Source organism: Saccharopolyspora shandongensis (assembly GCF_900106995.1).
GTDB lineage: Bacteria > Actinomycetota > Actinomycetes > Mycobacteriales > Pseudonocardiaceae > Saccharopolyspora > Saccharopolyspora shandongensis.
Genome location: NZ_FNOK01000022.1, coordinates 18,905 through 39,539, shown reverse-complemented (window position 1 = coordinate 39,539; position 20,635 = coordinate 18,905). Strand labels below are relative to the sequence as shown.

Sequence of the window (20,635 nt, the reverse complement as noted above, 5' to 3'; positions counted from 1 at the left end):
CTCTGCCGGGGACGCCCCGCACTCGTGTTCTCGGGCCGCGGAGGGCGGGGACTAGGCTCGGGGCATGGCGCAGGACGAGCTCACGCATGTCGACGAGGCGGGCGCCGCTCGCATGGTCGACGTCTCCGGCAAGCAGCCCACCGCTCGCGTCGCGGTCGCCAGCGGCGTGGTGCGCACGACGGCCGAGGTGATCGCCCTGCTGCGCCGTGACGGGCTGCCGAAGGGCGACGCGATCGCCACCGCCCGGATCGCCGGGATCATGGCCGCGAAGCGGACCCCGGACCTCATCCCGCTGTGCCACCCGATCGCGATCTCGGGCGCCAAGGTCGAGCTGGAGCTCGGCGAGTCGGAGGTGCGGATCACCGCCACGGTGAAGACCACCGACCGCACCGGCGTCGAGATGGAGGCGCTGACCGCGGTGGCGGGCGCCGGCCTCACCCTGCACGACATGATCAAGGCGGTGGACCCGGCCGCTGTCCTCGACGAGGTCCGGGTGGAACGCAAAGAAGGCGGCAAGACCGGCACCTGGACCCGCTGACCCCTCGTGGATCCGCGGTTTCAGTGAGGTTTTCCAACCTCAGTTCGCGTGGCGGTGCGGGTGGCGGAACCTCAGAGGCTCCCTGGTCTGTGGGTGCCCTGACTTATGTATGTCCACGGTGTCAGGGCCGTCCTCGCCGAGGGAACCCCGGAGGGGTAGGCGCCGTGAACCCGCGGCGGTGCAGGTGTCGTGGGTGGGTTATGCGCCTGCGGCGCATGCGGCACCCCATCGACGTGCAGCTTTGCGGCTCGCGGCTGCGGGCTGACCAGGTTGAGAAAGGCTCAATGGAAATCGCGGGCGGGCGGTCGGCGCGGTGCCGCGGAGCGGGCGCGCTTGAGGCCGTGTCGGTCGGTCGCGGAAGATGGCCCTGCGGCCGCCGATCGGACTCCGGCGCCAACACACAGGAGGTCTTCATGACGAGGACAGCGCGAGTGATCGCCGCGTCCAACCGCGCTTCGGCCGGCGTCTACCCCGACCGCACCGGCCCGGTGATCGTCGAGTGGTTGCGCGGGCGCGGCTACGAGGTGCCGGACCCCGTCGTGGTGCCGGACGGCGACCCGGTGGGCGAGGAGCTGCGCCGGGCGGTCGCCGCCGGCGCGGACGTCGTGATCACCACCGGCGGCACCGGGATCAGCCCGACCGACCGCACGCCCGAGGTCACGGCGGCGGTCCTGGACTACCCGATTCCGGGACTGGCGGAGGCGATCCGCTCGGCGGGCTTGCCGGAGGTCCCGACGGCGGTGCTCTCCCGCGGGCTGGCCGGCGTCAGCGGCCGGACGCTGATCGTGAACCTGCCGGGCTCGCGCGGCGGCGTCAAGGACGGGCTCGGCGTGCTGGACGGGGTCCTGGACCACGCCGTCGACCAGCTGCACGGCGGCGACCACGCCGCGCCGAACCGGGCGGCGGCGGAGGTCCTGCGGGCCGACGTGACCGAGCAGGTGATCGACGTCGACGACCTGGCCAGGTCGGTGGAGCACCGGGCGGCGGGCGCCGTGGTGACCTTCGGCGGGGTGGTCCGCGACCACGACGGCGGGCGCGGCGTCCGCGAGCTGGAGTACGTCGGGCACCCCAGCGCGTCCGACGTGATCGCCGAGGTGGCCCAGGACATCGCGGCGCGCTTCGAAGGAGTGCGCGCCGTCGCGGTGTCGCACCGGATCGGCCTGCTCAAGATCGGCGACGTGGCGCTCGGCTGCGCGGTGGCGGCGGAGCACCGCAAGCAAGCGTTCAGCGCCTGTTCGGAGCTGGTCGACGAGGTGAAGAGGCGGCTGCCGATCTGGAAGCGCCAGGTCTTCGAGGACAACACCGAAGAATGGGTCAACTGCCCCTGAGCCGGCTGGGCAGGTGAACGCCCGTGAGCGCTTTGGGGCGCCAGAGCACCCCAACCCGCTCACGACACCTGCCGACCAGGGCCCATTTTCGCCCAAGGGGTCGTTCCAGAGCGGCTCCGCCCAGCTCATCCCGAGGGCCCCCGGCGCGCCTGAGACCGTGGCGATTTCGCGCGAAATCGCCGCCCAGCCCTCACGAGGACGCCGATTTCGCGCGAAATCGCCGCCCCGCGGCCTCGTCACTCCGGGCGGAAGGCGCGGAGCGTCGCGTCGACCAGGGCGTCGGCGAAGGCGTCGTCGAGCGGGCCGGAGCGCAGCAGCCAGCGCTGGGCCAGCGGGGCGTACAGCACCTCCAGGAGCAGGTCCAGGTCCGCGTCGGCCGCGAGCTGGCCCGCGCGCTGCGCGCTGCGCAGACGCTGCTTCTTCGCTTCCTCCACCGGCGCCGCCATCTTCTCGCGGTAGATCGCGGCGAGTTCGGCATCGTTGATGATCTCGCTGTTGAGCGCCCGGATCGGCGCCTCGAACTCGGGGTCGGCGAACTCTGCCGCCGTCGCGCGCAGCACGGTCTTGAGGTCCGCCTCGATGTCGCCGGTGTCCGGCAGCACGATGCCCTCGCCGTCCGCGCCTTCGCTGAGCACCAGCAGGGAGTCGAAGACGACCGCGCCCTTCGACGGCCACCAGCGGTAGATCGTCTGCTTGCCGACTCCGGCGCGGGCGGCGATGGCCTCGATGGACAGCTTGGCGTAGCCGACCTCGGCGATGAGTTCGCGGGCGGCGGTCAGGATCGCCACCCGGGACCGCTCGCTGCGGCGGGTCGCGTCCGGCGTCTTCCGGGATGCCATGCCCACACGATAGCGCGCGACGAGACGGTCCGTCTTGACAACCGTCCGGAAGCTGATGCATGCTCTGCAACAACGAGACGGAACGTATCGTCTCTGAAATGTGAGGAGAGCCCGTGCAACACGCATCCACCGAACCCCGCACCTGGTTCATCACCGGCGCCTCCCGCGGCCTCGGGCGGGCGTTCGCCGAAGCCGCGCTGGCGGCGGGCGATCAGGTGGTCGGCGTCGCCCGCGACATCGCGCCGCTGGAGGAGCTCGTCGCCGCCTCCGACGGCCGCCTGGTCGCGTTCCCGCTCGACGTCGCCGACCGCGACGCCGTCTTCGCGGGCGTCGAGCGGGCGATCGCGGCCTTCGGCCGCCTGGACGTCGTCGTGAACAACGCCGGCGGCGTCGTGCTCGGCATGGTCGAGGAGGTCACCGAGGAGCTGGCGAGGGCCCACCTGGACACCAACTTCTTCGGCGCGCTGTGGGTGAGCCAGGCCGTCGTCCCGCATCTGCGGGCGCAGGGCTCGGGTCACATCCTGCAGGTGTCCTCGATGGGCTCGGCCGGCGGCTTCGCGGCGACCGGCATGTACAGCGCGGGCAAGGCGGCGCTGGACTCGATGAGCGAGGCGCTGCAGATGGAGGTCGAGCGGTTCGGGATCAAGGTGACGATCCTGCAGCCGGGCGGCTACCAGACCGACCTGTTCACCCGCGGCCTGACGCAGACGACCGAGCACGAGGCCTACGCGCCGCTGCGCGAGTGGCTGGCCGGCCTGTGGGCGGAGTCGGAGGACTTCGACCCGGCGAAGGCGGCGGAGGTGGTGCTCCAGGTGGTGGCCATGGAAGAGCCGCCGAAGCGCCTGATCCTGGGATCGGCGGCCTACGACATGGTCGACGGGATGACCAAGGCCATGACGGCGGAGCTGGCCAAGTGGGAGTCCCTCAGCCGCAAGGCCGAGTAGGCGGAAGTGCCCCGGGCAAGACCGGAGGCGCAAGTCTTCTCGGCTGATGCAGAGGCTGCTCTGGATGCATGTGGACTGCGGTAGGGCGGACTTTGTCCTTGAAGCGGCGCAGCCGCTCAGCCCACCTACCCGCACCGCTACGCAGAACGAGCCCCTCCATTCGTTGAAAAGACGGAACCCCCGCCGCTGGGGGGTGCGGTGGGGGTTCCGAGAGGTGCGGAGCACGTGCCGTGTCGGGGGTACGACACGTACTCCTCGCCGGCCGGCTCAGCCGGCCGACCAGATCACTTGATGTCGAGCTGCTGGCCCGGGAAGATCAGGTTCGGGTCGCTGATGATGTTCGAGTTGCGCTGCGCGATGTTGTGGTAGCTCACGCCGAACTGCTCGCCGATCTTGCTCAGCGTGTCACCGAGCTGGACCGTGTAGTCCGCGCCGTTGGTCTTCACCGTCGGCTTCGGTGCCTCGGTCTTGACCTTCGGCGTGGTGGTCTTCTTCGGCGTGGTGACCTGCTTCGGCGTGGTCACCTTGGTGGCGACCTTGGTGCCGCCGCTGGTCCAGTTCAGCTTGGCGGTGCAGCCCGGCCACGCGTTGGCGCCCTGCGAGGCGAGGACCTTCTCGGCGACGGAGATCTGCTGCTCTCGGGTCGCCTGGTGCGCGCTGCCGGCGTACTGGGTGCCGCCGTAGGCGGCCCAGGTGGACGCGCTGAACTGGAGTCCGCCGTAGTAGCCGTTGCCGCTGTTGATGCTCCAGTTGCCGCTGCTCTCGCACTGGGCGAGCTTGTCCCAGTTCGGGGCCGCGTTGGCGGGGGCGGCGATCGCCATCGGGGTGGCGACCACCGCGCCGGCGACGGCGACGCGGGCCAGGGTACGGCCGGTACTGGAAGGTTTGCGGTGCTTGCCTAGATAGCGAGCCATGTTCCTCTCTCCTGCCGCGCCTGCGAGGTCAGCTGTCGGGTTCGGGCTGAGAGGCAGCCCGGCCGGCTCGGGGGAGCCGGCTTCACCCCTAGGGCTTCGGGGAGCCCGGGTGTTGGGTCCCCCGCCCCTGTCCGGTTTTTTCGTTTCGGGGTCTGGAAGCCCGCCGGACAGGGTTCGGCGCTGCGAGCTTCCGCTCCTTGCTGATCGGTTCGGGGCCGACCGAGGAGCGACACTACGTAACCATCGGGGAGATCGGAAACCTGAGATCATGTGACGCTGGTCACGTAACAACTGGGATCAATGCTCCGATCCGGGTTGTTTTTGCTGATCAGAGCGTCGTTATCAAGTCGTTTCCAGGCCGATATCGATCACCGTAAGTGAGTCGTGGGTCACCTCATTGCTCCCTCTGGGGCGCCCCCGTCGCGGCGGTTCGCCGCCCCGGCGACCCGTCCGGGCTTTCGCTCAGGCGTGCCACGACCCCATCGTGGTGATAGCGAAGAGGATTCGCGTCAATGCGCACGGTAGTGATCTGTGTCGCCAGATCAGGGACTGTTAAGGCTGCCGAAGGACACGGCACGTTAGTCAAGATCGACATGGTCGGAAGCGAGACCGAAATGTCACCTGGCTGAGCGTGTACGACACGCCAACGCATGTTGTATTCGCGTGCGCGCGCACGCCCGCGCGCGCAGTAATGCAGTGTCGCCTCGCGAGGCCGCGGACGTGGGGGTTCAGCCGCCCGCGAACGGCGGGAGGACGTCGAGGGTCGCGTCGTCGGGCACCGCGATGCCGCGGTCCCGGACGGCGACTCCGTCGAGCAGGAAGCTGCACGCGGGCAGCACGTTCGCCAGCTTCTCGTCGTGCCGGCCGAGCGCGGCGGCGATGACGTCCGCGGCGGTCACGACGGCGCCGTCCGGGCGCGTGACGTGCACCGTCTCCTCCGGAACTCCGGCGGCGGCGCGGGCGCCCGCGAAGTAGCGCACCTGCACCGCCACGGTCCCGATCTGCTCCGGCAGAGCCGTCATCCGCTCAACCCCCGATTGCGCTCATCGGCCGGGACGGCTGGGCGAACTCGCCCGAATCCATCCCGTGCCCGGCGGCCTTCGCCCACATCGTCTCCTGCCACAGCCGCATCAGTTCGGCGTCCTCGGCCCCGGCCCGCATCGGCCCGCGCAGGTCCGTCTCGGTCGTCGAGAACAGGCACGAGCGCAGCTGGCCGTCGGCGGTGAGCCGGGTGCGGTCGCAGGCCGCGCAGAACGGCCTGGTCACCGAGGCGATCACGCCGACCGTCGCGGGCCCGCCGTCGACCAGCCAGCGCTCCGCGGGTGCGGAGCCGCGCTCGGCGACGTCCGGGGCGAGGGTGAACTCGCGGCGGAGGCGGTCCAGGATCTCCTCCGCGGTGATCATCTGGCTGCAGTCCCACTCGTGCTGGGCGTCCAGCGGCATCTGCTCGATGAACCGCAGCTGGTAGCCGCGCTCGATGCAGAAGCGCAGCAGGTCGCCGGCCTCGTGGTCGTTGATCCCGCGCATCAGCACCGCGTTGACCTTGACCGGCTCCATCCGCATCTCCTTCGCCGCGGCGAGCCCGGTCAGCACGTCGTCCAGCCGGTCGCGGCGGGTGAGCTGCTTGAACACGTCGCGGTCGAGGGTGTCCAGCGAGACGTTGACCCGGTTCAGCCCGGCCCGCATCAGCGGTTCGGCGAAGCCGCCTAGGTTGATGCCGTTGGTGGTCAGCGAGGTCTTCGGGCGACTCGGCAGCGCCGCGGTCGCCGCGATGATGTCCACCAGGTCCTGTCGCAGCAGCGGCTCGCCGCCGGTGAAGCGCACCGTGGTGACGCCCAGCTCCTCCACGGCGATGCGGATCAGCCGGTTCATCTCGTCGGTGTCGAGCAGTTCCGCGCGCTTCAGCCAGGGCAGGCCCTCGGCGGGCATGCAGTAGGTGCAGCGCAGATTGCACTTGTCGATGAGGGAAACGCGCAGGTCGGTCGCAATGCGGCCGAATCGGTCCACCAGCCGGGTCGTGTCCGGGCGTGCGGACGTGTCGGTCGTGCGGCGCACGAGCGGGATTCCCAGGTCCACCGCGGTCACTCCACGACCCTAGCGCCTAGCGGCGGTGGATTTCGATCGCGCGGCCCCAATTTGTGCGGAATCGCCGAGTGATCCGCCGCATCGTCCGGAGTGGTCGGAGGAAGGCACAAAGTCGTTGCAAGATCCGGGTTTGCGGACGATTTAGCTGGTTTTGCACGCAGCTGCGGAAGTAATGTTGGCGGCTGTGCCGCACTATCGGATTTCGGAGGCCGCCGGACTGCTCGGCGTCAGCGACGACACGGTGCGCCGGTGGGTCGAAGGCGGGCAGCTCCCTTCGGAGCGGGACGCCGCCGGCCGGCTAACCGTGGACGGCGCCGCGCTCGCCGAGTTCGCCCGCGCCCAGGCCCGCTCGACACCGGACCCGTCCGGCATCGGCCGGTCGGCGCGCAACCGGCTCGTCGGGCTGGTCACCGAGGTGATCTCGGACCGGGTCATGTCGCAGGTGGAGATCCAGTGCGGCCCGCACCGGATCGTCTCGCTGATGAGCACCGAGGCGGTGCGCGAACTCGGGCTGGTGCCCGGGGCGCTGGCGGTCGCCGTGGTCAAGTCGACCAACGTCGTGGTGGAAACACCGGGAGAAGGATGATGTCGAAGCTCAAGATGATCATCGGCGCGCTGGTCGCGCTCGTGGTGCTGGCCGGGTGCGGGCAGGCCGGGCAGCAGGCCCAGCCGCAGCGCACGCTGACCGTGCTCGCGGCCGCGTCCCTCACCGAGTCCTTCGACGAGCTCGGCACCCGGTTCACCGAGCAGCACCCCGACGTGCGGGTGCAGTTCGACTACCAGGGCTCGTCGACGCTCGCCGAGCAGATCAAGCAGGGCCGCGCCGCGGACGTGTTCGCCTCGGCGGACACCAAGAACATGGACAAGGTGCGGGACCTGGTCGGCACGCCGGAGGTCCTCGCTACGAATCAGCTGACGATCGTGGTCCCGCCGGGCAACCCGGCCGGGATCGCCTCGCTCGCCGACCTCGCGGCGCCCGGCCGGACGGTCGTGGTCTGCGCGCCGCAGGTGCCGTGCGGATCGGCCACGCAGAAGGTGGCGCAGGCCTCCGGCGTGCAGCTGAAGCCCGCCAGCGAGGAGAGCGACGTGAAGTCGGTGCTGCAGAAGGTCGTTGCGGGCGAGGCGGACGCCGGGCTGGTGTACGTCACCGACGCGAAGGCGGCCGGAGCCCAGGTGCAGGCGGTGGACTTCCCGGAGTCGCAGCAGGCGATCAACACCTATCCGATCGCGACGGTCACCGCCGCGCCGGAGGCGCAGCTGGCGGCGGAGTTCATGGCGTTCGTGCGCGGCCCGATCGGCCGGGACGTCCTCGGCAAGCACGGCTTCGGCGCTCCGTGAGCAGCGCTCCGTCAGGTGTGGACCGTCCGCAGTTTCAATTGAAACTGCGGACGACCCGGGTGTGAGGTGAGGTTTCAATTGAAACTGCGGGCATCCCAGGTGCCGGCGGTGCTGTGGGTGCCTGCCGTGCTCGCGCTGGCCCTCGTGGTCCTGCCGGTCCTGGGGCTGCTGACGCGCGTCGATCCCGCGCGCCTGCCGGAGCTGCTGCTCAGCCCCGCCGCGCTCGACGCGCTGTGGCTCTCGGTGATCACCGGGCTGATCTCCACCGCGCTCGCGCTGCTCCTCGGCGGCCCGCTGGCGCTGGTGCTCGCGCGGTCCCGGATGCGCGGGCTCCGCGTGGTGCGGGCCTTCGTGCTGCTGCCGCTGGTGCTGCCGCCGGTCGTCGGCGGCCTCGCCCTGCTCTACCTGCTGGGCCGCACCGGGCCGATCGGACAACTGCTCGACGTCGTGGGAATCCGCTTGCCGTACACGACAACCGCCGTGGTGATCGCGCAGACGTTCGTCGCGATGCCGTTCCTCGTGGTCGGCCTGGAAGGCGCGCTGCGGACCGCCGGCGGGCGGTACGAGCAGGTCGCCGCGACGCTGGGCGCCGGGCCCTGGCTGACCTTCCGGCGCGTCACCGTGCCGCTGCTGCTGCCCGCGCTCGGGTCGAGCCTGGTGCTGACCTTCGCGCGGGCGCTGGGGGAGTTCGGCGCGACGATCACCTTCGCCGGTAGCTTGCAGGGCACCACCCGGACCCTGCCGCTGGCCATCTACACCACATCGCAGTCCGATGTGGACGCTGCGGTAGCGATGTCGTTGCTGCTGGTGGTGGTCGCGCTGCTGGTGATCGTGGTGGCCCGGCCCAAGGCGGTGGAGGGACGGCTGTGAGCGGAATGCGCGCCGACATCGAGTTCCGGCGCCCCGACTTCACGCTGCGCGCGGAGTTCGAGGTGGCGCCCGGCGAGGTCCTGGCGGTGCTCGGGCCGAACGGGGCGGGCAAGTCGACGCTGCTGTCGGTGCTGGCCGGGCAGCTCGTTCCGCACCGCGGGCGCGTCGAGCTGGACGGCACCGCGTGGCTGGACACCGAGCGCGGGCTCAGCGTGCCGACGCACCGTCGCGGTGTCGGGCTGCTCGCGCAGAACGCCCTGCTGTTCCCGAACCTCACAGCGCTGGAGAACGTCGCATTCGGCCCGCGCGCGGCCGGAGTCCGCAAGGCCGAGGCGCGGGAAGCGGCCAAGCGCTGGCTGTCCGAGGTGGGCGTCGCCGGGCTGGCGGAGCGCAAGCCCGGGCAGCTCTCCGGCGGTCAGGCGCAGCGCGTGGCGCTGGCCCGGGCGCTGGCGGCGAATCCGCGGTTGCTGCTGCTCGACGAGCCGCTGGCCGCGCTCGACGTCGATGCCGCTCCGGCCATGCGCGGACTGCTGCACCAGGTGCTGCGGCGCCAGGAGAAACCGACCGTGCTGGTCACGCACGACGTGCTGGACGCGGTCGTGCTCGCCGACTGGCTCCTGGTGCTGCTCGACGGCTGCGTCGTCGAGCAGGGCCCGACCCGCGAGGTGCTGGCCCGCCCGAAGGAGGCGTTCACGGCGCGGGTGGCCGGGCTGAACCTGGTGCCCGGGGTAGCAGCGGCGGACGGTGTTTCGTTCGGCGACAGCACGATCAGCGGCCGGATCGCCGAGGAGCTGGAGCAGGGCGAAGCCGCTGCTGCGGTGTTCGCGCCGTCGGCCGTCGCTGTGCACCGCGAGCGCCCGCACGGCAGCCCGCGCAACGCGATCCCGGTGCGGTTGGCGGCGCTCGAACCGCGCGGCGACGTCGTGCGGGTGCGCGGCGTGGTGCGGGAGTGCTCGCTGGCCGCCGACGTGACTCCGGCGGCCGTCGCCGACCTGCGGCTCGCCCCGGACGACGAGGTCTGGTTCGTGGTGAAGGCCGCCGAAGTAGCAATTCACCCCACATCAGGTGGATCATCTGGGGCGTGACTGAGCCATCCCCCTGGACGTACCTGATGGACATGGACGGCGTGCTCGTCCACGAGGAGCACATGGTGCCGGGTGCGGACGCCTTCGTGGCGGCGCTGCGCGAGAACGGCATCCCGTTCATGGTCTTCACCAACAACTCGATCTACACCCCGCGCGACCTGCGCGCCAGGCTGGCGCGCACCGGGCTGGACGTCCCGGAGGGCGCGATCTGGACCTCCGCGCTGGCCACCGCGCAGTTCCTGGAGAAGCAGCGGCCCGGCGGCACGGCCTACGTGGTCGGCGAGTCGGGGCTGACCACGGCGCTGCACAACATCGGCTACGTGCTGACCGATCGCGATCCGGACTACGTCATCCTCGGCGAGACCCGCACCTACAGCTTCGAGGCGATAACCAAGGCGATCCGGCTGGTCGAGGGCGGCGCGCGGTTCATCGCCACCAACCCCGACGAGAAGGGGCCGAGCCGGGAGGGCACGCTGCCCGCCACCGGTGCCGTCGCCGCGTTGATCGAGCGGGTGACCGGCCGCGCGCCGTACTACGTGGGCAAGCCGAACCCGCTGATGATGCGGTCCGCGCTGCGCCACCTGGGCGCGCACTCGGAGAACACCCTGATGATCGGCGACCGGATGGACACCGACGTGCGGTCCGGCCTGGAATCGGGCATGCAGACGATCCTGGTGCTGTCCGGGATCTCCGACGAGCACACCGCGGACCTGTTCCCGTACCGGCCGACGAAGGTGATCAACTCGATCGCCGACCTCACCGGTCACGTCCTGGATCCGTTCAAGGCCTGATCTCCACGACGGCGTCGCCGGCGGTGATGGCGCTGGTGACTTGGTTGAGCTCGTCGGCCAGGCGTTCGGCGGCGTCGCGCGCGAGCTCGGCGCGGCGGCTCAGCGAACCGGACCAGTGGCGCTGCGCCGCCGCCAAGCGGTCGAGCAGGTCCGCCTGCAGCCGCAGCCGTTCGACGTGCGCCCAGTCCTGCCGCGCCGGACCGCGGAAGGCGCGTTCGATCGCCGCCGCGACCCGCTCCAGCTCCAGTTCCGTGATCATCCGAATCCCCAAGTCGCCGATTCCCCGATGACTGTGGGACTGCATTCGGCCGATCGTTCGTACGCCGATGTGTCGTACGTCACTTGGAGCGCATGAACGCGTACACGTCGTCGGCGTCCACGATGCGCTTGCCCAGCGGCAGCAGCGAGACCGGGACGAGCTTGAAGTTCGCGATGCCCAGCGGGATGCCGACGATCGTGACGCACAGGGCGATGCCGGTGAAGATGTGCCCGAGCGCCAGCCACCAGCCGGCCAGCACCAGCCAGAGGATGTTGCCGATACCCGCCATCGCGCCCGAGGTGGGCTCGTCGATCAGCCGCCTGCCGAACGGCCACAGCGCGAAGTTGGCCATCCGGAACGACGCGATGGAGAACGGGATGCCGATGATCGTGATCGCCAGGACGACCCCGGCGACCGCGTAGCCGAAGGCCATCCAGAACCCGCAGAGCACCAGCCAGATGATGTTCAGCAGTAGCCGCATGCCTCCACGGTGCCAGGCCGCCAACCCGGCCGCGGAGCCGAGGTAGTGGATCAGTGTCGATCCGGTGTTTGGCCAGGTCAGGGACCGTGCGTGCGTTGTGCTGCCATGGCGACACGAAACGTGCACGGGCCCTGACCTGGCGGAACGGCGCTCTCAGACGAGGAGGTCCCCGCTGAGGATCGTGACCGCTCGGCCGCGGAGGCCTACGCGGTTTCCTCGGAGGGCCATCTGGACGATGCCGCCGCGCTGGGACGCCTGTTCGCCGACGAACGTCGCGTCGCGCTCGTCCCTCCCGAGCTTCGCCGCCCACCAGCTCGCCAGCGTGCAGTGGGCCGAGCCGGTCACCGGGTCCTCCGGGATGCCGACCTGCGGGGCGAACACCCGGCTGACGAAGTCGATGCCCGGTCGGTCTCCCGGCGCGGTGACGATCACCCCGCGCGATGGGACGTCCGCCAGCATCGCGAAGTCCGGCCGCACCGCGCGGACCTCCGCGGCGGATGCCGCTAGCGCCAGCACCTTGGTCTCGCCCTCCGCGGCCTCCTCGATGGTGATGCCGGGCAGCCCGGCGGCCAGCGCCGTGGGCGGCTCCACCGGCTCGGCGTGGTCGACCGGGAAGTCCATCTCGATCCAGCCGTCGCCCTGCGCGGTGCAGGTGAGCACGCCGCTGCGGGTGTCGAAGCGCTGGTCGCCGCCGAGCACGTGCGCCGTCGCCAGGGTGGCGTGCCCGCACAGCGGCACCTCGGTCTCGGGGGTGAACCAGCGCAGCGGCTTGGGTTCGTCATCCGGGCCGCCGGTCACGACGAACGCCGTCTCGGAGTGCCGCAGCTCGGCCGCGACCGACTGCATCCACACCGCCTCGGCAGGGGCGTCCAGCAGCACGACACCGGCGGGATTGCCGGTGAAGGCGCTGTCGGTGAAGGAATCCACGACGAAAGCACGCATCCCTGAACGGTACTCAACCCCGGCCCGCCACTACCCGCATCCGGGGGTGGTCGACGGGCATCCGGCCAGGACAAGATGGGTGACCTGCATCACTGAGTTTCGGGAGGTCGTCGACGTGGATGCCGTCGAACCAGCTCAGCCCAGCTACGCCTCGGGTGTCTCGGACGTGCCGATGTTGGGCGACACCATCGGCGAGAACCTCGACCGGACGGCGGCGCGCTTCCCCGACCGCGACGCGCTCGTGGAGTTCGCGACCGGGCGCCGCTGGTCCTACCGGGAGTTCGTCGCCGAGGTGGACGCGCTGGCGGTCGGCCTGCTGGACGCCGGGATCGGCAAGGGCGACCGGGTCGGGATCTGGGCGCCGAACCGCGCCGAGTGGACCATCACCCAGTACGCGACGGCGAAGATCGGCGCGATCCTGGTCAACATCAACCCGGCGTACCGGATGCACGAGCTGGAGTACGTGCTCAACCAGGCCGGGGTGCGGCTGCTGGTGTCGGCGCGGTCGTTCAAGTCGTCGGACTACGTGGCGATGGTGGAGCAGGTGCGGGGGAAGTGCCCGGGCCTGGAGCAGGTGGTGTTCCTGGACTCCCCGGAGTGGGCGGAGCTGGCCGGCGGCACCGGCGATCCGCAGCGGCTGGCGGCGATCCGGCTGTCGGCCGACGACCCGATCAACATCCAGTACACCTCGGGCACCACCGGTTTCCCGAAGGGCGCGACGCTGTCGCACCACAACATCCTGAACAACGGGTTCTTCGTCGGCGAGCTGTGCGGCTACACCGAGGTCGACCGGGTAGCGATCGTGCCGCCGTTCTACCACTGCTTCGGCATGGTGATGGGCAACCTGGCGTGCACCAGCCACGGGTCGGCGATGGTCATCCCGTCGGAGGGCTTCGACCCGGAGGCGGCGCTGTCGGCCGTCGCCGCGGAGCGCTGCACCTCGCTGTACGGGGTGCCGACGATGTTCATCGCCGAGCTCGACCACCCGGACTTCGACTCCTTCGACCTGTCCTCGCTGCGCACCGGGATCATGGCCGGCTCGCCCTGCCCGGTGGAGGTGATGAAGCAGGTCATCGGCCGGATGGGGATGGGCGAGGTGTCGATCTGCTACGGCATGACCGAGACCTCGCCGGTGTCGACGCAGACCCGCGCCGACGACTCGCTGGAGCGGCGGGTGTCCACGGTGGGCCGGGTCGGGCCGCACCTGGAGATCAAGATCGTCGATCCGGCCACCGGCCTGACCGTGCCGCGCGGCACGCCGGGCGAGCTTTGCACCCGCGGCTACTCGGTGATGCTCGGCTACTGGGAGCAGCCGGAGAAGACCGCCGAGGTGGTGGACGCGGCGCGCTGGATGCACACCGGCGACCTCGCCGTCATGGACGAGGACGGTTACGTGAGCATCACCGGCCGGATCAAGGACATGGTCATCCGGGGTGGTGAGAACGTCTACCCGCGCGAGATCGAGGAGTTCCTCTACACGCACCCGGACATCCTCGACGCGCAGGTCATCGGCGTCCCGGACGCGAAGTACGGCGAGGAGCTGATGGCCTGGGTGCGGCTGCGCGACGGCTCCACGCCGCTGACCGCCGACACGCTGCGCGAGTTCTGCACGGGCAAGCTCGCGCACTACAAGGTGCCGCGCTACGTCCATGTCGTCGACGAGTTCCCGATGACTGTCACCGGCAAGATCCGCAAGATCGAGATGCGCGAAACCGCGAAGAAGCTCCTCGACCTCGACTGATCCAGCGGTGGGCGCCTTCGGTCGAAGGCGCCCACCGCTGGATCAGCGCTGGGCGTCGAGCTTGGCGAGTTCGGCGGCGTCCTCGGCGCCGAACTGGTCTTCCAGCTGCTCGGGAGAGGCGTCGACGTCGATCTGGGCCAGCGGCACGCCGCGGGCGCTGGAAATCGCGCCGAGGCGGCGGGTCGCGCGGTCCGACGCGTAGGCCGTGAGCTCGTCCTTGTCCAGCTCGAAGGGCAGCACCTCGGGCGCGTCCTCCGGCATCCACTCGACCTGGGCGATGGCGTGCGGCAGCAGCTTGGCCATCTGGTCCTGCACCACGTCCCAGTTGCGCTCGTCGGCGGCCACGTGGCGACGGCAGGTGAAGGTGCCCCACGCCATGTGGCGGCGCTCGTCGTCGCCGATGCGCCGGATGACCTGCTGCATGCCGGGCAGGATGCCGCGGCTGACGCAGATCTTGTGCCAGGCGTAGTAGCCGGTCAGGGCCAAGGTGCCCTCGACGACGTGGTTGTAGGTGACCGACGCGCGCACCTGGTTCTCCGGGCTCGGGTCGGCGTGCAGCGCGTGCAGCGATTCGGGCAGCGCCCGGTAGAAGATCTCGCGGTAGCCGGGGTTGTCCTCGACGAGCCCGTGCAGGTCTTCGGTGAGCCCGACGGCGTCCAGCCACAGCCGGAAGACCTGGGTGTGCTTGGCCTCCTCGAACACGAACTGCGTCAGGTACATCTCGTCGCCGAACCGGCCCTCGGCGGCCATCGCGGACACGAACGGCTGGAGGTCCTGCGTCACGGCTTCCTCGCCGGCGATGAACTGCGCGCACAGGCCCGCCACGCTGCGCTGCTCGGCCTCGTCGAGCCGCTGCCAGTCCTCGACGTCCTTGCTGAAGTCGATGTCGGCGGGGTTCCAGAACTTGGCGTTGCCCTTGTTGAACAGCCGCAGCGGCAGCGAGTCCCAGTTCAGGCCGCTGGCCTGCAGTGAGTGGAAACCTTCGCGGTGGGCGGGGTGCGCGGTGGTGCTCGTCATTGAACGACTCCAGCTCGCCAAATTGTGAGGAATATTATGACCGTGATTTTCGATACTGCGCAGTTTCGAGTCAAGGGGGCGCGCGTCACCCGAACGTAGGGTGGTGCGTGTGGCAGAACAGCGCAGCGCGCCGGTGGTCGGCTTCGACCTGGACATGACCCTGATCGATCCGCGACCGGGCGTGGTCCGCGCGATCGAGGCCCTGAACGAGGAGTTCGCGTTGTCGCTGGACGGCGAGGCAGTCGCGGCGCACCTGGGGCCGCCGCTGGCCGACACGATGCGCGGCTACGGCTTCGACGAGCCGATGGTCGAGCGGCTGGTCGGCCACTTCCGCGAGATCTACCCGGCCGTGGTGGTCGGGCTGACCGAGCCGATGCCGGGCGCCGAGCGGGCGCTGGACGCGGTCCGCGAAGCGGGCGGCCGGATCCTGGTGATCACCGGGAAGTACGAGCCGAGCGCGGACCTGCACCTGAAGGCGTTCGGCTGGGACGTCGACCGGCTCGCCGGTGACGTCTTCGCCGCGGCGAAGGGCGAAGTGCTGCGCGAGGAGGGCGCGACGATCTACGTGGGCGACCACCTCGGCGACATCATCGGCGCGAAGGCCGCGGGCGCGGTCGCGGTCGGCGTGGCCACCGGTCCCTACGGCGTCGACGAGCTGGCGGCAGCCGGTGCCGACGTCGCGCTGCGCGACCTCACCGAGTTCCCGGCATGGCTCGCGCAGCGGGCCTGAATCAGCGCCTGCGGCTGCGCAGGATCGTGGCGATCACGCCGAAGATCAACCCGGCCGGGCACAGCAGCGTCGCGAGGTTGAGCCAGACCGGCATGTTCTCGTAGCCGGCGGCGAACAGCGCGAAGATCGCGATGATCGCGAGCAGGCCCAGCCCGAACAGGATCATCGAAACCGGGAGGATCGCGGACCTGGGCGTAGCAGCTGCCATGCTGAGCAGCGTATTCAGCGACTGCGCCGAGTGTCGCAGCGGGCCTTGGTCGATAAGGACGGGTGTTATCGGCTGGGTACGCGGTACGCTTGGTGTGACGCGTCCCGGCGCGCCCAACAATGCGGCGTTTTCGGGGCGCTTTCGTCGTGCCGGGGCCATTCGGTTCCGCTCGGCGAACAGCCAGAGGGACGACGAGGACCCGGAGACCGGGCCAGCACATTCGACAGGGAACGGTGAGGACAGTGCCGACCGGCAGGGTCAAGTGGTTCGACGCGGAGAAGGGCTTCGGCTTCCTGACCCAGGACGGCGGGGAGGACGTGTACGTGCGGTCCTCGGCGCTGCCGTCGGGTGTGGAGGCGCTCAAGACGGGCCAACGCGTCGACTTCGACATGGCGCAGGGGCGCCGCGGCCCGCAGGCACTCAAGGTCAAGCTGTTGGACCCGCTGCCGTCGGTGGCGGAGGCGCACCGGCGTTCCGCCGACGAACTGCACGGCATGGTCGAGGACATGATCAAGCTCTTGGAGCTGAAGATCCAGCCCGACCTGCGCCGCGGCCGCTACCCGGACCGCAAGATGTCGAAGCGGATCGGCGAGGTAGTGCGCGCGGTCGCCAGGGAGCTCGACCCGGGCAACTGACGAGCTGCACAAACACTGTTTCCAGGCGCGTTTTGCGTGGCGGTGCGGGTGGCGGAACCTCAGGTGCCTTCTCGCTGTGGGATCCCCGACATCATGAATGCCAATTCACCACGTCGGGGCTGTCCTCGCGAGAAGACCCCTGAGAACCCGCGGCGGTGCAAGCTGCGTCCCACACCGCAAGCGGCTGACGCCGCTTACTGAACAGACCACGAGGGCCGGGCGCATCGCGGTGCGCTCGGCCCTCTTATGTCTTTCGTCAGGGGTGGTCGTGGTCGGTCGGCAGATCCGGCCGGGGTGTCCTGATCCATAGGTTCACCTGCATGAAAGCCAAGATCATCGCGCTTGCGGTGGCCATCGGGGTCTCCATCGGCCCCGCCACCGCACACGCCGCGCCCGAACCGACCACGCAGACCATCGACGACTACCTGACCCGCGCGCTGGAATCCACCGACCTGCCCGGGTTCTCGGTGGTGGTCACCAAGGACGACAGGATCGTGCACGCCGCCGGTTACGGCCACGATTCCGACGGGCGGCCGGTCACGGCCGACACCCCGATGCGGGTCGCGTCGGTCAGCAAGTCGTTCACGGCCATGGCGGTCATGACGCTCGCCGACGCCGGCAAGATCGCGCTGGACCGGCCGGTCGTCGAGCAGCTGCCCGGCTTCGGCATGGCCGATCCGCGCTTCCGCGCCGTGACCGTGCGGCAGCTGCTGAACCAGACCTCCGGGTTCTCCGACCGCACCATCGACATCAACGCGCTGGAGGACGCGGGCTCGCTCGCCGAGTACACCTCGCGGCTGAGCACCGGTTCGCCGGCCGCCGAGCCGGGCACGCACTGGGAGTACTGCAACGTCAACTACGACCTGGCGGCCCGGCTCGTCGAGGTCGCCAGCGGCCAGACCTTCGACGACTACCTGCGGCAGCACGTGTTCGGGCCGCTCGGGATGAGCCGCAGCGCGGTTCGCGACGACGTGCTCCGGCCCGCCAACGGCTACAACTCGCTGTTCGGCGTGTGGATCTCCCGCCCGGAGCTACCCGGATTCCTCGACGGCAGCGGTGGCGGCGGCGTCATCACCACCGCCGCCGACATGGGCAAGTGGCTGATCACGCAGGGCGGTCACGGGCGCCAGCTCGTCGCACCGGAGAGCCTGCGAGCCATGCACAGCCCTTCCGACGTGCACGAATACGGCATGGGCTGGGGCATCGAGAAGCCCGCCGACGGCCCGGAAAGGCTGGTGCACGACGGGAACCTGTTCACCTACGCCGCGACGGAGATGGTCATCCCGGAGACCGGTTACGGCTTCGCCGTCATGACGAACAACGCTTCGCTCAACGGCGACTACTACGACATCCTCACCGGGCTGGTGGCGCTGAGCGAGGGGAAGACGCCCGAGGCTCCCGGCGGCGTGCGGCAGCAGTTCGAGCTGGTGCTGGGCCTGATCGGGCTGGCGGCCGTGGGGCTCGGCGTACTTGGCGCGATGCGTTCCCGTCGCTGGGCGGCCAAGCGCGCCGGGCGGCCGGCTTGGCGGATCGCGTTGCGCCTGGTGCCGGTGCTGATCCCGGTCGCGGTGTTCCTGGCCTACCCGAGCCTGATCTCGTTCATCAGCAACGGCCGCACGGTCACCTGGGCGCAGATGACGTACTTCCCGCTGCCCTTGACGGTCGTGCTGCTGGTCGCGGCGCTCGCCGGGCTCAGCACCGCGGTGTTCCGGCTGCTTCGGTTGCGGGCCGTAAGGTCGGCCGGGTGAGCAACGGTGCGGCTCTGCTGATCATCGCCGGGGTTTGCGAGCTCGCCGCTTACGGGCTCGATGGCGCGGTGTGGCGGCTGCTGCTGCTCGTGGCGCTGGCCGTGATGGGTTACCTCCACGGCCGGCACCTGCCGGTTCGCCGAGGCTGGGCCTGGCTCTCGGTCGCCGCGCTGGGCGGGCTCGTCGGCGCGGTCGTCGACTTCTGGGCCGGCTTCAGCTCCCTGCTGTGCTTGGCCGTTTTCGTGGTCCTGCCGTGGCTGGCCGGGCAGTTCCGGCGACAGCAGGCCGAGTTGATCGTCGCCGGTCGGCAGCGGGTCGAGCAGATGGAGCGGGAGCAGGAATTCGTCGCCGAACGCGCGAGGCTGCGGGAACGCGCCCGGATCGCCGCGGACATGCACGACTCGCTCGGCCACGACCTGGCGCTGATCGCGCTGCGCGCCGGATCCCTCGAACTGGCCCCGGAAATGACCGACGCCAACCGGCAAGCGGCCGCCGAGCTGCGCGCCACCGCCGTCGCCGCCACCGACCGGCTCCGGCAGACGATCGGTGTGCTGCGGGAGAACGGCACCCCGAGCGTCGAGCCGCCGGACGAGCCGGTGGAGGCACTGGTCGACCGCGCGCGCAGCGCCGGGATGGCGGTGTCGCTGCTGCGCAGCGGCGAGCCGCTCGCGGTGCCGCCGGAGGTGGACCGCGCAGCACACCGGGTGGTGCAGGAGGCGCTGACCAACGCCGCCCGCTACGCGCCCGGGGCGGAGGTGACCGTGCGGGTCGAGCGATTCCCCAAGGGGCTCAACGTCATCGTGCGAAACTCCGTCGTCGACGCGCCGCCGGTGGTCGACGGCGGAAACGGCAGCGGGCTGTTGGCGCGGGCTGAGCGGGTCCGGTTGCTCGGCGGAACCTTCAGCGCCGAGCCCGGCGACGGCTTCACCGTGACCGCTCGGCTGCCCTGCCCGGTTGTGCCTGCGACGAAGGAAGACGAATGATCCGCGTGTTGTTGGCCGATGACGAGGCCATGATCCGCGCCGGGGTCCGGTCGATCCTGGCGACCGACCCGGAGATCGACGTGGTCGCCGAGGCCGAGGATGGGCGGCAGGCCATCGATCTGGCCGCCGAGCACCGACCGGACGTCGTCCTGCTGGACATCCGGATGCCCCGGCTCGACGGGCTCGCCGCCGCCGCGGAGCTGGCCCGCGCGCAGCCGGAGGTCAAGGTCGTTGTGCTCACCACCTTCGACGAGGACGAGTTCGTGGCGCGGGCGCTCGGCGACGGCGCCCGCGGGTTCCTGCTCAAGGCCGCCGATCCGCGCGAACTCCTCATCGGCGTTCGCGCCGTGGCCGACGGCGCGGCGTACCTGTCGCCCCGGATCGCGCAGCGGGTGATCGCCGGGATGCGCGGCGGCCAGGCCGCCCGGCGGAACGCCGCCCGCGACCGGGTGGCGACCCTGACCGCGCGAGAACGCGAGGTCCTGGCGCTGGTCGGCGCGGGACTGTCCAATCAGGACATCGCGCGGCGGCTGTTCCTGGCCGAAGGCACCGTCAAGGCGCACGTCAGCACGATCCTGCAGCGCCTGTCCGCGAACAACCGCGTCCAGGCCGCGATCACCGCGTACGAGGCCGGGCTGGTCGACGACTGACGCGGCGCGGCAGGTGAGACCCGCCGGATGTCACTGCTGGACGTTCAGGATCCAGCTGCCGCCGATGCCGAAGTCGACGCCGCCGTCGGCGCCGGGCGTCAGCACCGCCGAGAACTTCTGGACCTCCACGTGCTCCAGCCGGCCGCCGTCCGGCGGCAGCTGCAGCGTGTAGGCGTGACGCGAGTCGGGCGGGAAGACCTGGCTGCGGCCGTCGAGCTGCTCGCCGCCCAGCCCGCGGTAGATGAACACCACCTGCCACGGCGCCGCCGCGACCTCGCCGGGCACCGAGATCTGCAGCGGGTTGCGGTCGGGCACCCGCAGGTCGCCGACCGTGTTCTCCGGCGGCGTCACGCAGTTCTGCCCCGTCGCGTCGCAGTACTGGGCGGGGTTGACGGTCACCGAGTTCCCGTGGGAGTAGAAGGTGACCTGCGGTTCGCTGGGGGCGGCACAACCGGCGGCGAGCGCGATGCCCGCCACCGCCAGCAGCGGCTTCAGTCCACGATGCACGG

At 70.5% G+C, this 20,635-nt stretch carries 24 protein-coding genes and 1 riboswitch; of the genes, 14 read left to right on the top strand and 10 right to left on the bottom strand.

Going from position 1 to position 20,635, the window contains the following annotated elements:
• Nucleotides 1-64: 64 nt before the first annotated feature.
• Together moaC and BLW84_RS23070 are read left to right on the top strand one after the other, a co-directional pair.
• Nucleotides 65-538 carry a cyclic pyranopterin monophosphate synthase MoaC gene (gene moaC, locus BLW84_RS23075; protein WP_093268608.1) on the top strand — a complete coding sequence of 158 codons (474 nt, stop codon included), beginning with the start codon at nucleotides 65-67 and terminating at the stop codon, nucleotides 536-538.
• A 413-nt stretch (nucleotides 539-951) separates the two neighbouring features.
• Nucleotides 952-1,866: a molybdenum cofactor biosynthesis protein MoaE gene (locus BLW84_RS23070; RefSeq protein WP_093268605.1), complete on the top strand. Its 915-nt coding sequence runs from the start codon at nucleotides 952-954 to the stop codon at nucleotides 1,864-1,866.
• Between the two features lie 236 nt (nucleotides 1,867-2,102).
• On the opposite strand, the gene BLW84_RS23065 is transcribed toward BLW84_RS23070, so the two are convergent.
• The gene (locus BLW84_RS23065) at nucleotides 2,103-2,705 is read right to left on the bottom strand and encodes a TetR/AcrR family transcriptional regulator (RefSeq protein ID WP_093268603.1); all 603 of its coding nucleotides are present in this window, start codon (nucleotides 2,703-2,705) and stop codon (nucleotides 2,103-2,105) included.
• A gap of 113 nt (nucleotides 2,706-2,818) precedes the next feature.
• On the opposite strand from BLW84_RS23065, the gene BLW84_RS23060 reads away from it, so the two are divergent.
• The gene (locus tag BLW84_RS23060) at nucleotides 2,819-3,649 is read left to right on the top strand and encodes an SDR family NAD(P)-dependent oxidoreductase (protein WP_093268600.1); all 831 of its coding nucleotides are present in this window, start codon (nucleotides 2,819-2,821) and stop codon (nucleotides 3,647-3,649) included.
• A 284-nt stretch (nucleotides 3,650-3,933) separates the two neighbouring features.
• Here BLW84_RS23060 and BLW84_RS23055 read toward each other — a convergent pair whose 3' ends face one another.
• The 3 genes from BLW84_RS23055 to moaA all read right to left on the bottom strand — a co-directional run bounded on the left by BLW84_RS23055 (nucleotide 3,934) and on the right by moaA (nucleotide 6,648).
• Nucleotides 3,934-4,563 (bottom strand): transglycosylase family protein, encoded by a 630-nt coding sequence (locus BLW84_RS23055; RefSeq protein ID WP_093268598.1) that lies wholly within the window; start codon nucleotides 4,561-4,563, stop codon nucleotides 3,934-3,936.
• Nucleotide 4,564: 1 nt separating this feature from the next.
• Nucleotides 4,565-4,724, bottom strand: a riboswitch (cyclic di-AMP (ydaO/yuaA leader).
• Between the two features lie 567 nt (nucleotides 4,725-5,291).
• The gene (locus tag BLW84_RS23050; protein WP_093268595.1) at nucleotides 5,292-5,585 is read right to left on the bottom strand and encodes a MoaD/ThiS family protein; all 294 of its coding nucleotides are present in this window, start codon (nucleotides 5,583-5,585) and stop codon (nucleotides 5,292-5,294) included.
• A 4-nt stretch (nucleotides 5,586-5,589) separates the two neighbouring features.
• A complete protein-coding gene (moaA, locus tag BLW84_RS23045; RefSeq protein WP_177226644.1) occupies nucleotides 5,590-6,648 on the bottom strand; it encodes a GTP 3',8-cyclase MoaA in 1,059 nt (352 codons plus the stop codon).
• A gap of 184 nt (nucleotides 6,649-6,832) precedes the next feature.
• Here moaA and BLW84_RS23040 point away from each other — a divergent pair, with 184 nt between their 5' ends.
• The 5 genes from BLW84_RS23040 (at nucleotide 6,833) to BLW84_RS23020 (ending at nucleotide 10,732) form a co-directional block, all read left to right on the top strand.
• Nucleotides 6,833-7,234 (top strand): TOBE domain-containing protein, encoded by a 402-nt coding sequence (locus BLW84_RS23040; RefSeq protein ID WP_093268822.1) that lies wholly within the window; start codon nucleotides 6,833-6,835, stop codon nucleotides 7,232-7,234.
• Nucleotides 7,231-7,986 (top strand): molybdate ABC transporter substrate-binding protein, encoded by a 756-nt coding sequence (modA, locus tag BLW84_RS23035; protein ID WP_177226643.1) that lies wholly within the window; start codon nucleotides 7,231-7,233, stop codon nucleotides 7,984-7,986. The genes BLW84_RS23040 and modA overlap by 4 nt, the downstream gene beginning before the upstream one ends.
• Nucleotides 7,987-8,064: 78 nt before the next feature.
• Nucleotides 8,065-8,856 (top strand): ABC transporter permease, encoded by a 792-nt coding sequence (locus BLW84_RS23030; RefSeq protein ID WP_245761322.1) that lies wholly within the window; start codon nucleotides 8,065-8,067, stop codon nucleotides 8,854-8,856.
• 5 nt (nucleotides 8,857-8,861) lie between these two features.
• Nucleotides 8,862-9,941 (top strand): sulfate/molybdate ABC transporter ATP-binding protein, encoded by a 1,080-nt coding sequence (locus BLW84_RS23025; RefSeq protein ID WP_093268590.1) that lies wholly within the window; start codon nucleotides 8,862-8,864, stop codon nucleotides 9,939-9,941.
• 26 nt (nucleotides 9,942-9,967) lie between these two features.
• Nucleotides 9,968-10,732 carry an HAD-IIA family hydrolase gene (locus BLW84_RS23020; protein WP_177226646.1) on the top strand — a complete coding sequence of 255 codons (765 nt, stop codon included), beginning with the start codon at nucleotides 9,968-9,970 and terminating at the stop codon, nucleotides 10,730-10,732.
• Here the strand turns inward: BLW84_RS23020 and BLW84_RS23015 are convergent.
• From BLW84_RS23015 to BLW84_RS23005, 3 genes are all read right to left on the bottom strand, one after another.
• On the bottom strand, nucleotides 10,722-10,991 hold the full coding sequence (locus tag BLW84_RS23015; RefSeq protein ID WP_245761321.1) for a hypothetical protein: 270 nt from the start codon (nucleotides 10,989-10,991) through the stop codon (nucleotides 10,722-10,724). The two genes, BLW84_RS23020 and BLW84_RS23015, sit on opposite strands and share 11 nt — an antisense overlap.
• A gap of 79 nt (nucleotides 10,992-11,070) precedes the next feature.
• Complete coding sequence (locus BLW84_RS23010) at nucleotides 11,071-11,472, bottom strand: YccF domain-containing protein (RefSeq protein WP_177226642.1); 402 nt, start codon at nucleotides 11,470-11,472, stop codon at nucleotides 11,071-11,073.
• Nucleotides 11,473-11,625: 153 nt separating this feature from the next.
• On the bottom strand, nucleotides 11,626-12,414 hold the full coding sequence (locus BLW84_RS23005; protein ID WP_093268584.1) for a PhzF family phenazine biosynthesis protein: 789 nt from the start codon (nucleotides 12,412-12,414) through the stop codon (nucleotides 11,626-11,628).
• Nucleotides 12,415-12,586: 172 nt separating this feature from the next.
• Here BLW84_RS23005 and BLW84_RS23000 point away from each other — a divergent pair, with 172 nt between their 5' ends.
• A complete protein-coding gene (locus BLW84_RS23000; RefSeq protein ID WP_093268815.1) occupies nucleotides 12,587-14,155 on the top strand; it encodes an AMP-binding protein in 1,569 nt (522 codons plus the stop codon).
• 42 nt (nucleotides 14,156-14,197) lie between these two features.
• Here BLW84_RS23000 and BLW84_RS22995 read toward each other — a convergent pair whose 3' ends face one another.
• On the bottom strand, nucleotides 14,198-15,172 hold the full coding sequence (locus BLW84_RS22995; protein WP_093268582.1) for a R2-like ligand-binding oxidase: 975 nt from the start codon (nucleotides 15,170-15,172) through the stop codon (nucleotides 14,198-14,200).
• Between the two features lie 109 nt (nucleotides 15,173-15,281).
• Between BLW84_RS22995 and BLW84_RS22990 the strand changes: the two genes are divergently transcribed.
• The gene (locus BLW84_RS22990; protein ID WP_245761320.1) at nucleotides 15,282-15,902 is read left to right on the top strand and encodes an HAD family hydrolase; all 621 of its coding nucleotides are present in this window, start codon (nucleotides 15,282-15,284) and stop codon (nucleotides 15,900-15,902) included.
• 1 nt (nucleotide 15,903) lies between these two features.
• Here the strand turns inward: BLW84_RS22990 and BLW84_RS46420 are convergent, their stop codons facing one another.
• Nucleotides 15,904-16,110: a hypothetical protein gene (locus BLW84_RS46420; protein WP_143061064.1), complete on the bottom strand. Its 207-nt coding sequence runs from the start codon at nucleotides 16,108-16,110 to the stop codon at nucleotides 15,904-15,906.
• 242 nt (nucleotides 16,111-16,352) lie between these two features.
• On the opposite strand from BLW84_RS46420, the gene BLW84_RS49945 reads away from it, so the two are divergent.
• From BLW84_RS49945 to BLW84_RS22970, 4 genes are all read left to right on the top strand, one after another.
• Nucleotides 16,353-16,745 carry a cold-shock protein gene (locus BLW84_RS49945; protein WP_093268579.1) on the top strand — a complete coding sequence of 131 codons (393 nt, stop codon included), beginning with the start codon at nucleotides 16,353-16,355 and terminating at the stop codon, nucleotides 16,743-16,745.
• 320 nt (nucleotides 16,746-17,065) lie between these two features.
• Nucleotides 17,066-18,493 (top strand): serine hydrolase domain-containing protein, encoded by a 1,428-nt coding sequence (locus BLW84_RS22980; RefSeq protein WP_093268577.1) that lies wholly within the window; start codon nucleotides 17,066-17,068, stop codon nucleotides 18,491-18,493.
• Nucleotides 18,490-19,476, top strand: coding sequence for a sensor histidine kinase (locus BLW84_RS22975; protein ID WP_093268573.1), 987 nt, complete (start codon nucleotides 18,490-18,492; stop codon nucleotides 19,474-19,476). Before BLW84_RS22980 ends, BLW84_RS22975 begins: the two co-directional genes overlap by 4 nt.
• Entirely contained in the window at nucleotides 19,473-20,126 is a 654-nt protein-coding gene (locus BLW84_RS22970; protein WP_093268571.1) for a response regulator, read from the top strand. The genes BLW84_RS22975 and BLW84_RS22970 overlap by 4 nt, the downstream gene beginning before the upstream one ends.
• Before the next feature lie 30 nt (nucleotides 20,127-20,156).
• On the opposite strand, the gene BLW84_RS22965 is transcribed toward BLW84_RS22970, so the two are convergent.
• Entirely contained in the window at nucleotides 20,157-20,633 is a 477-nt protein-coding gene (locus tag BLW84_RS22965) for a DUF2771 family protein (RefSeq protein WP_093268568.1), read from the bottom strand.
• Nucleotides 20,634-20,635: the final 2 nt, after the last annotated feature.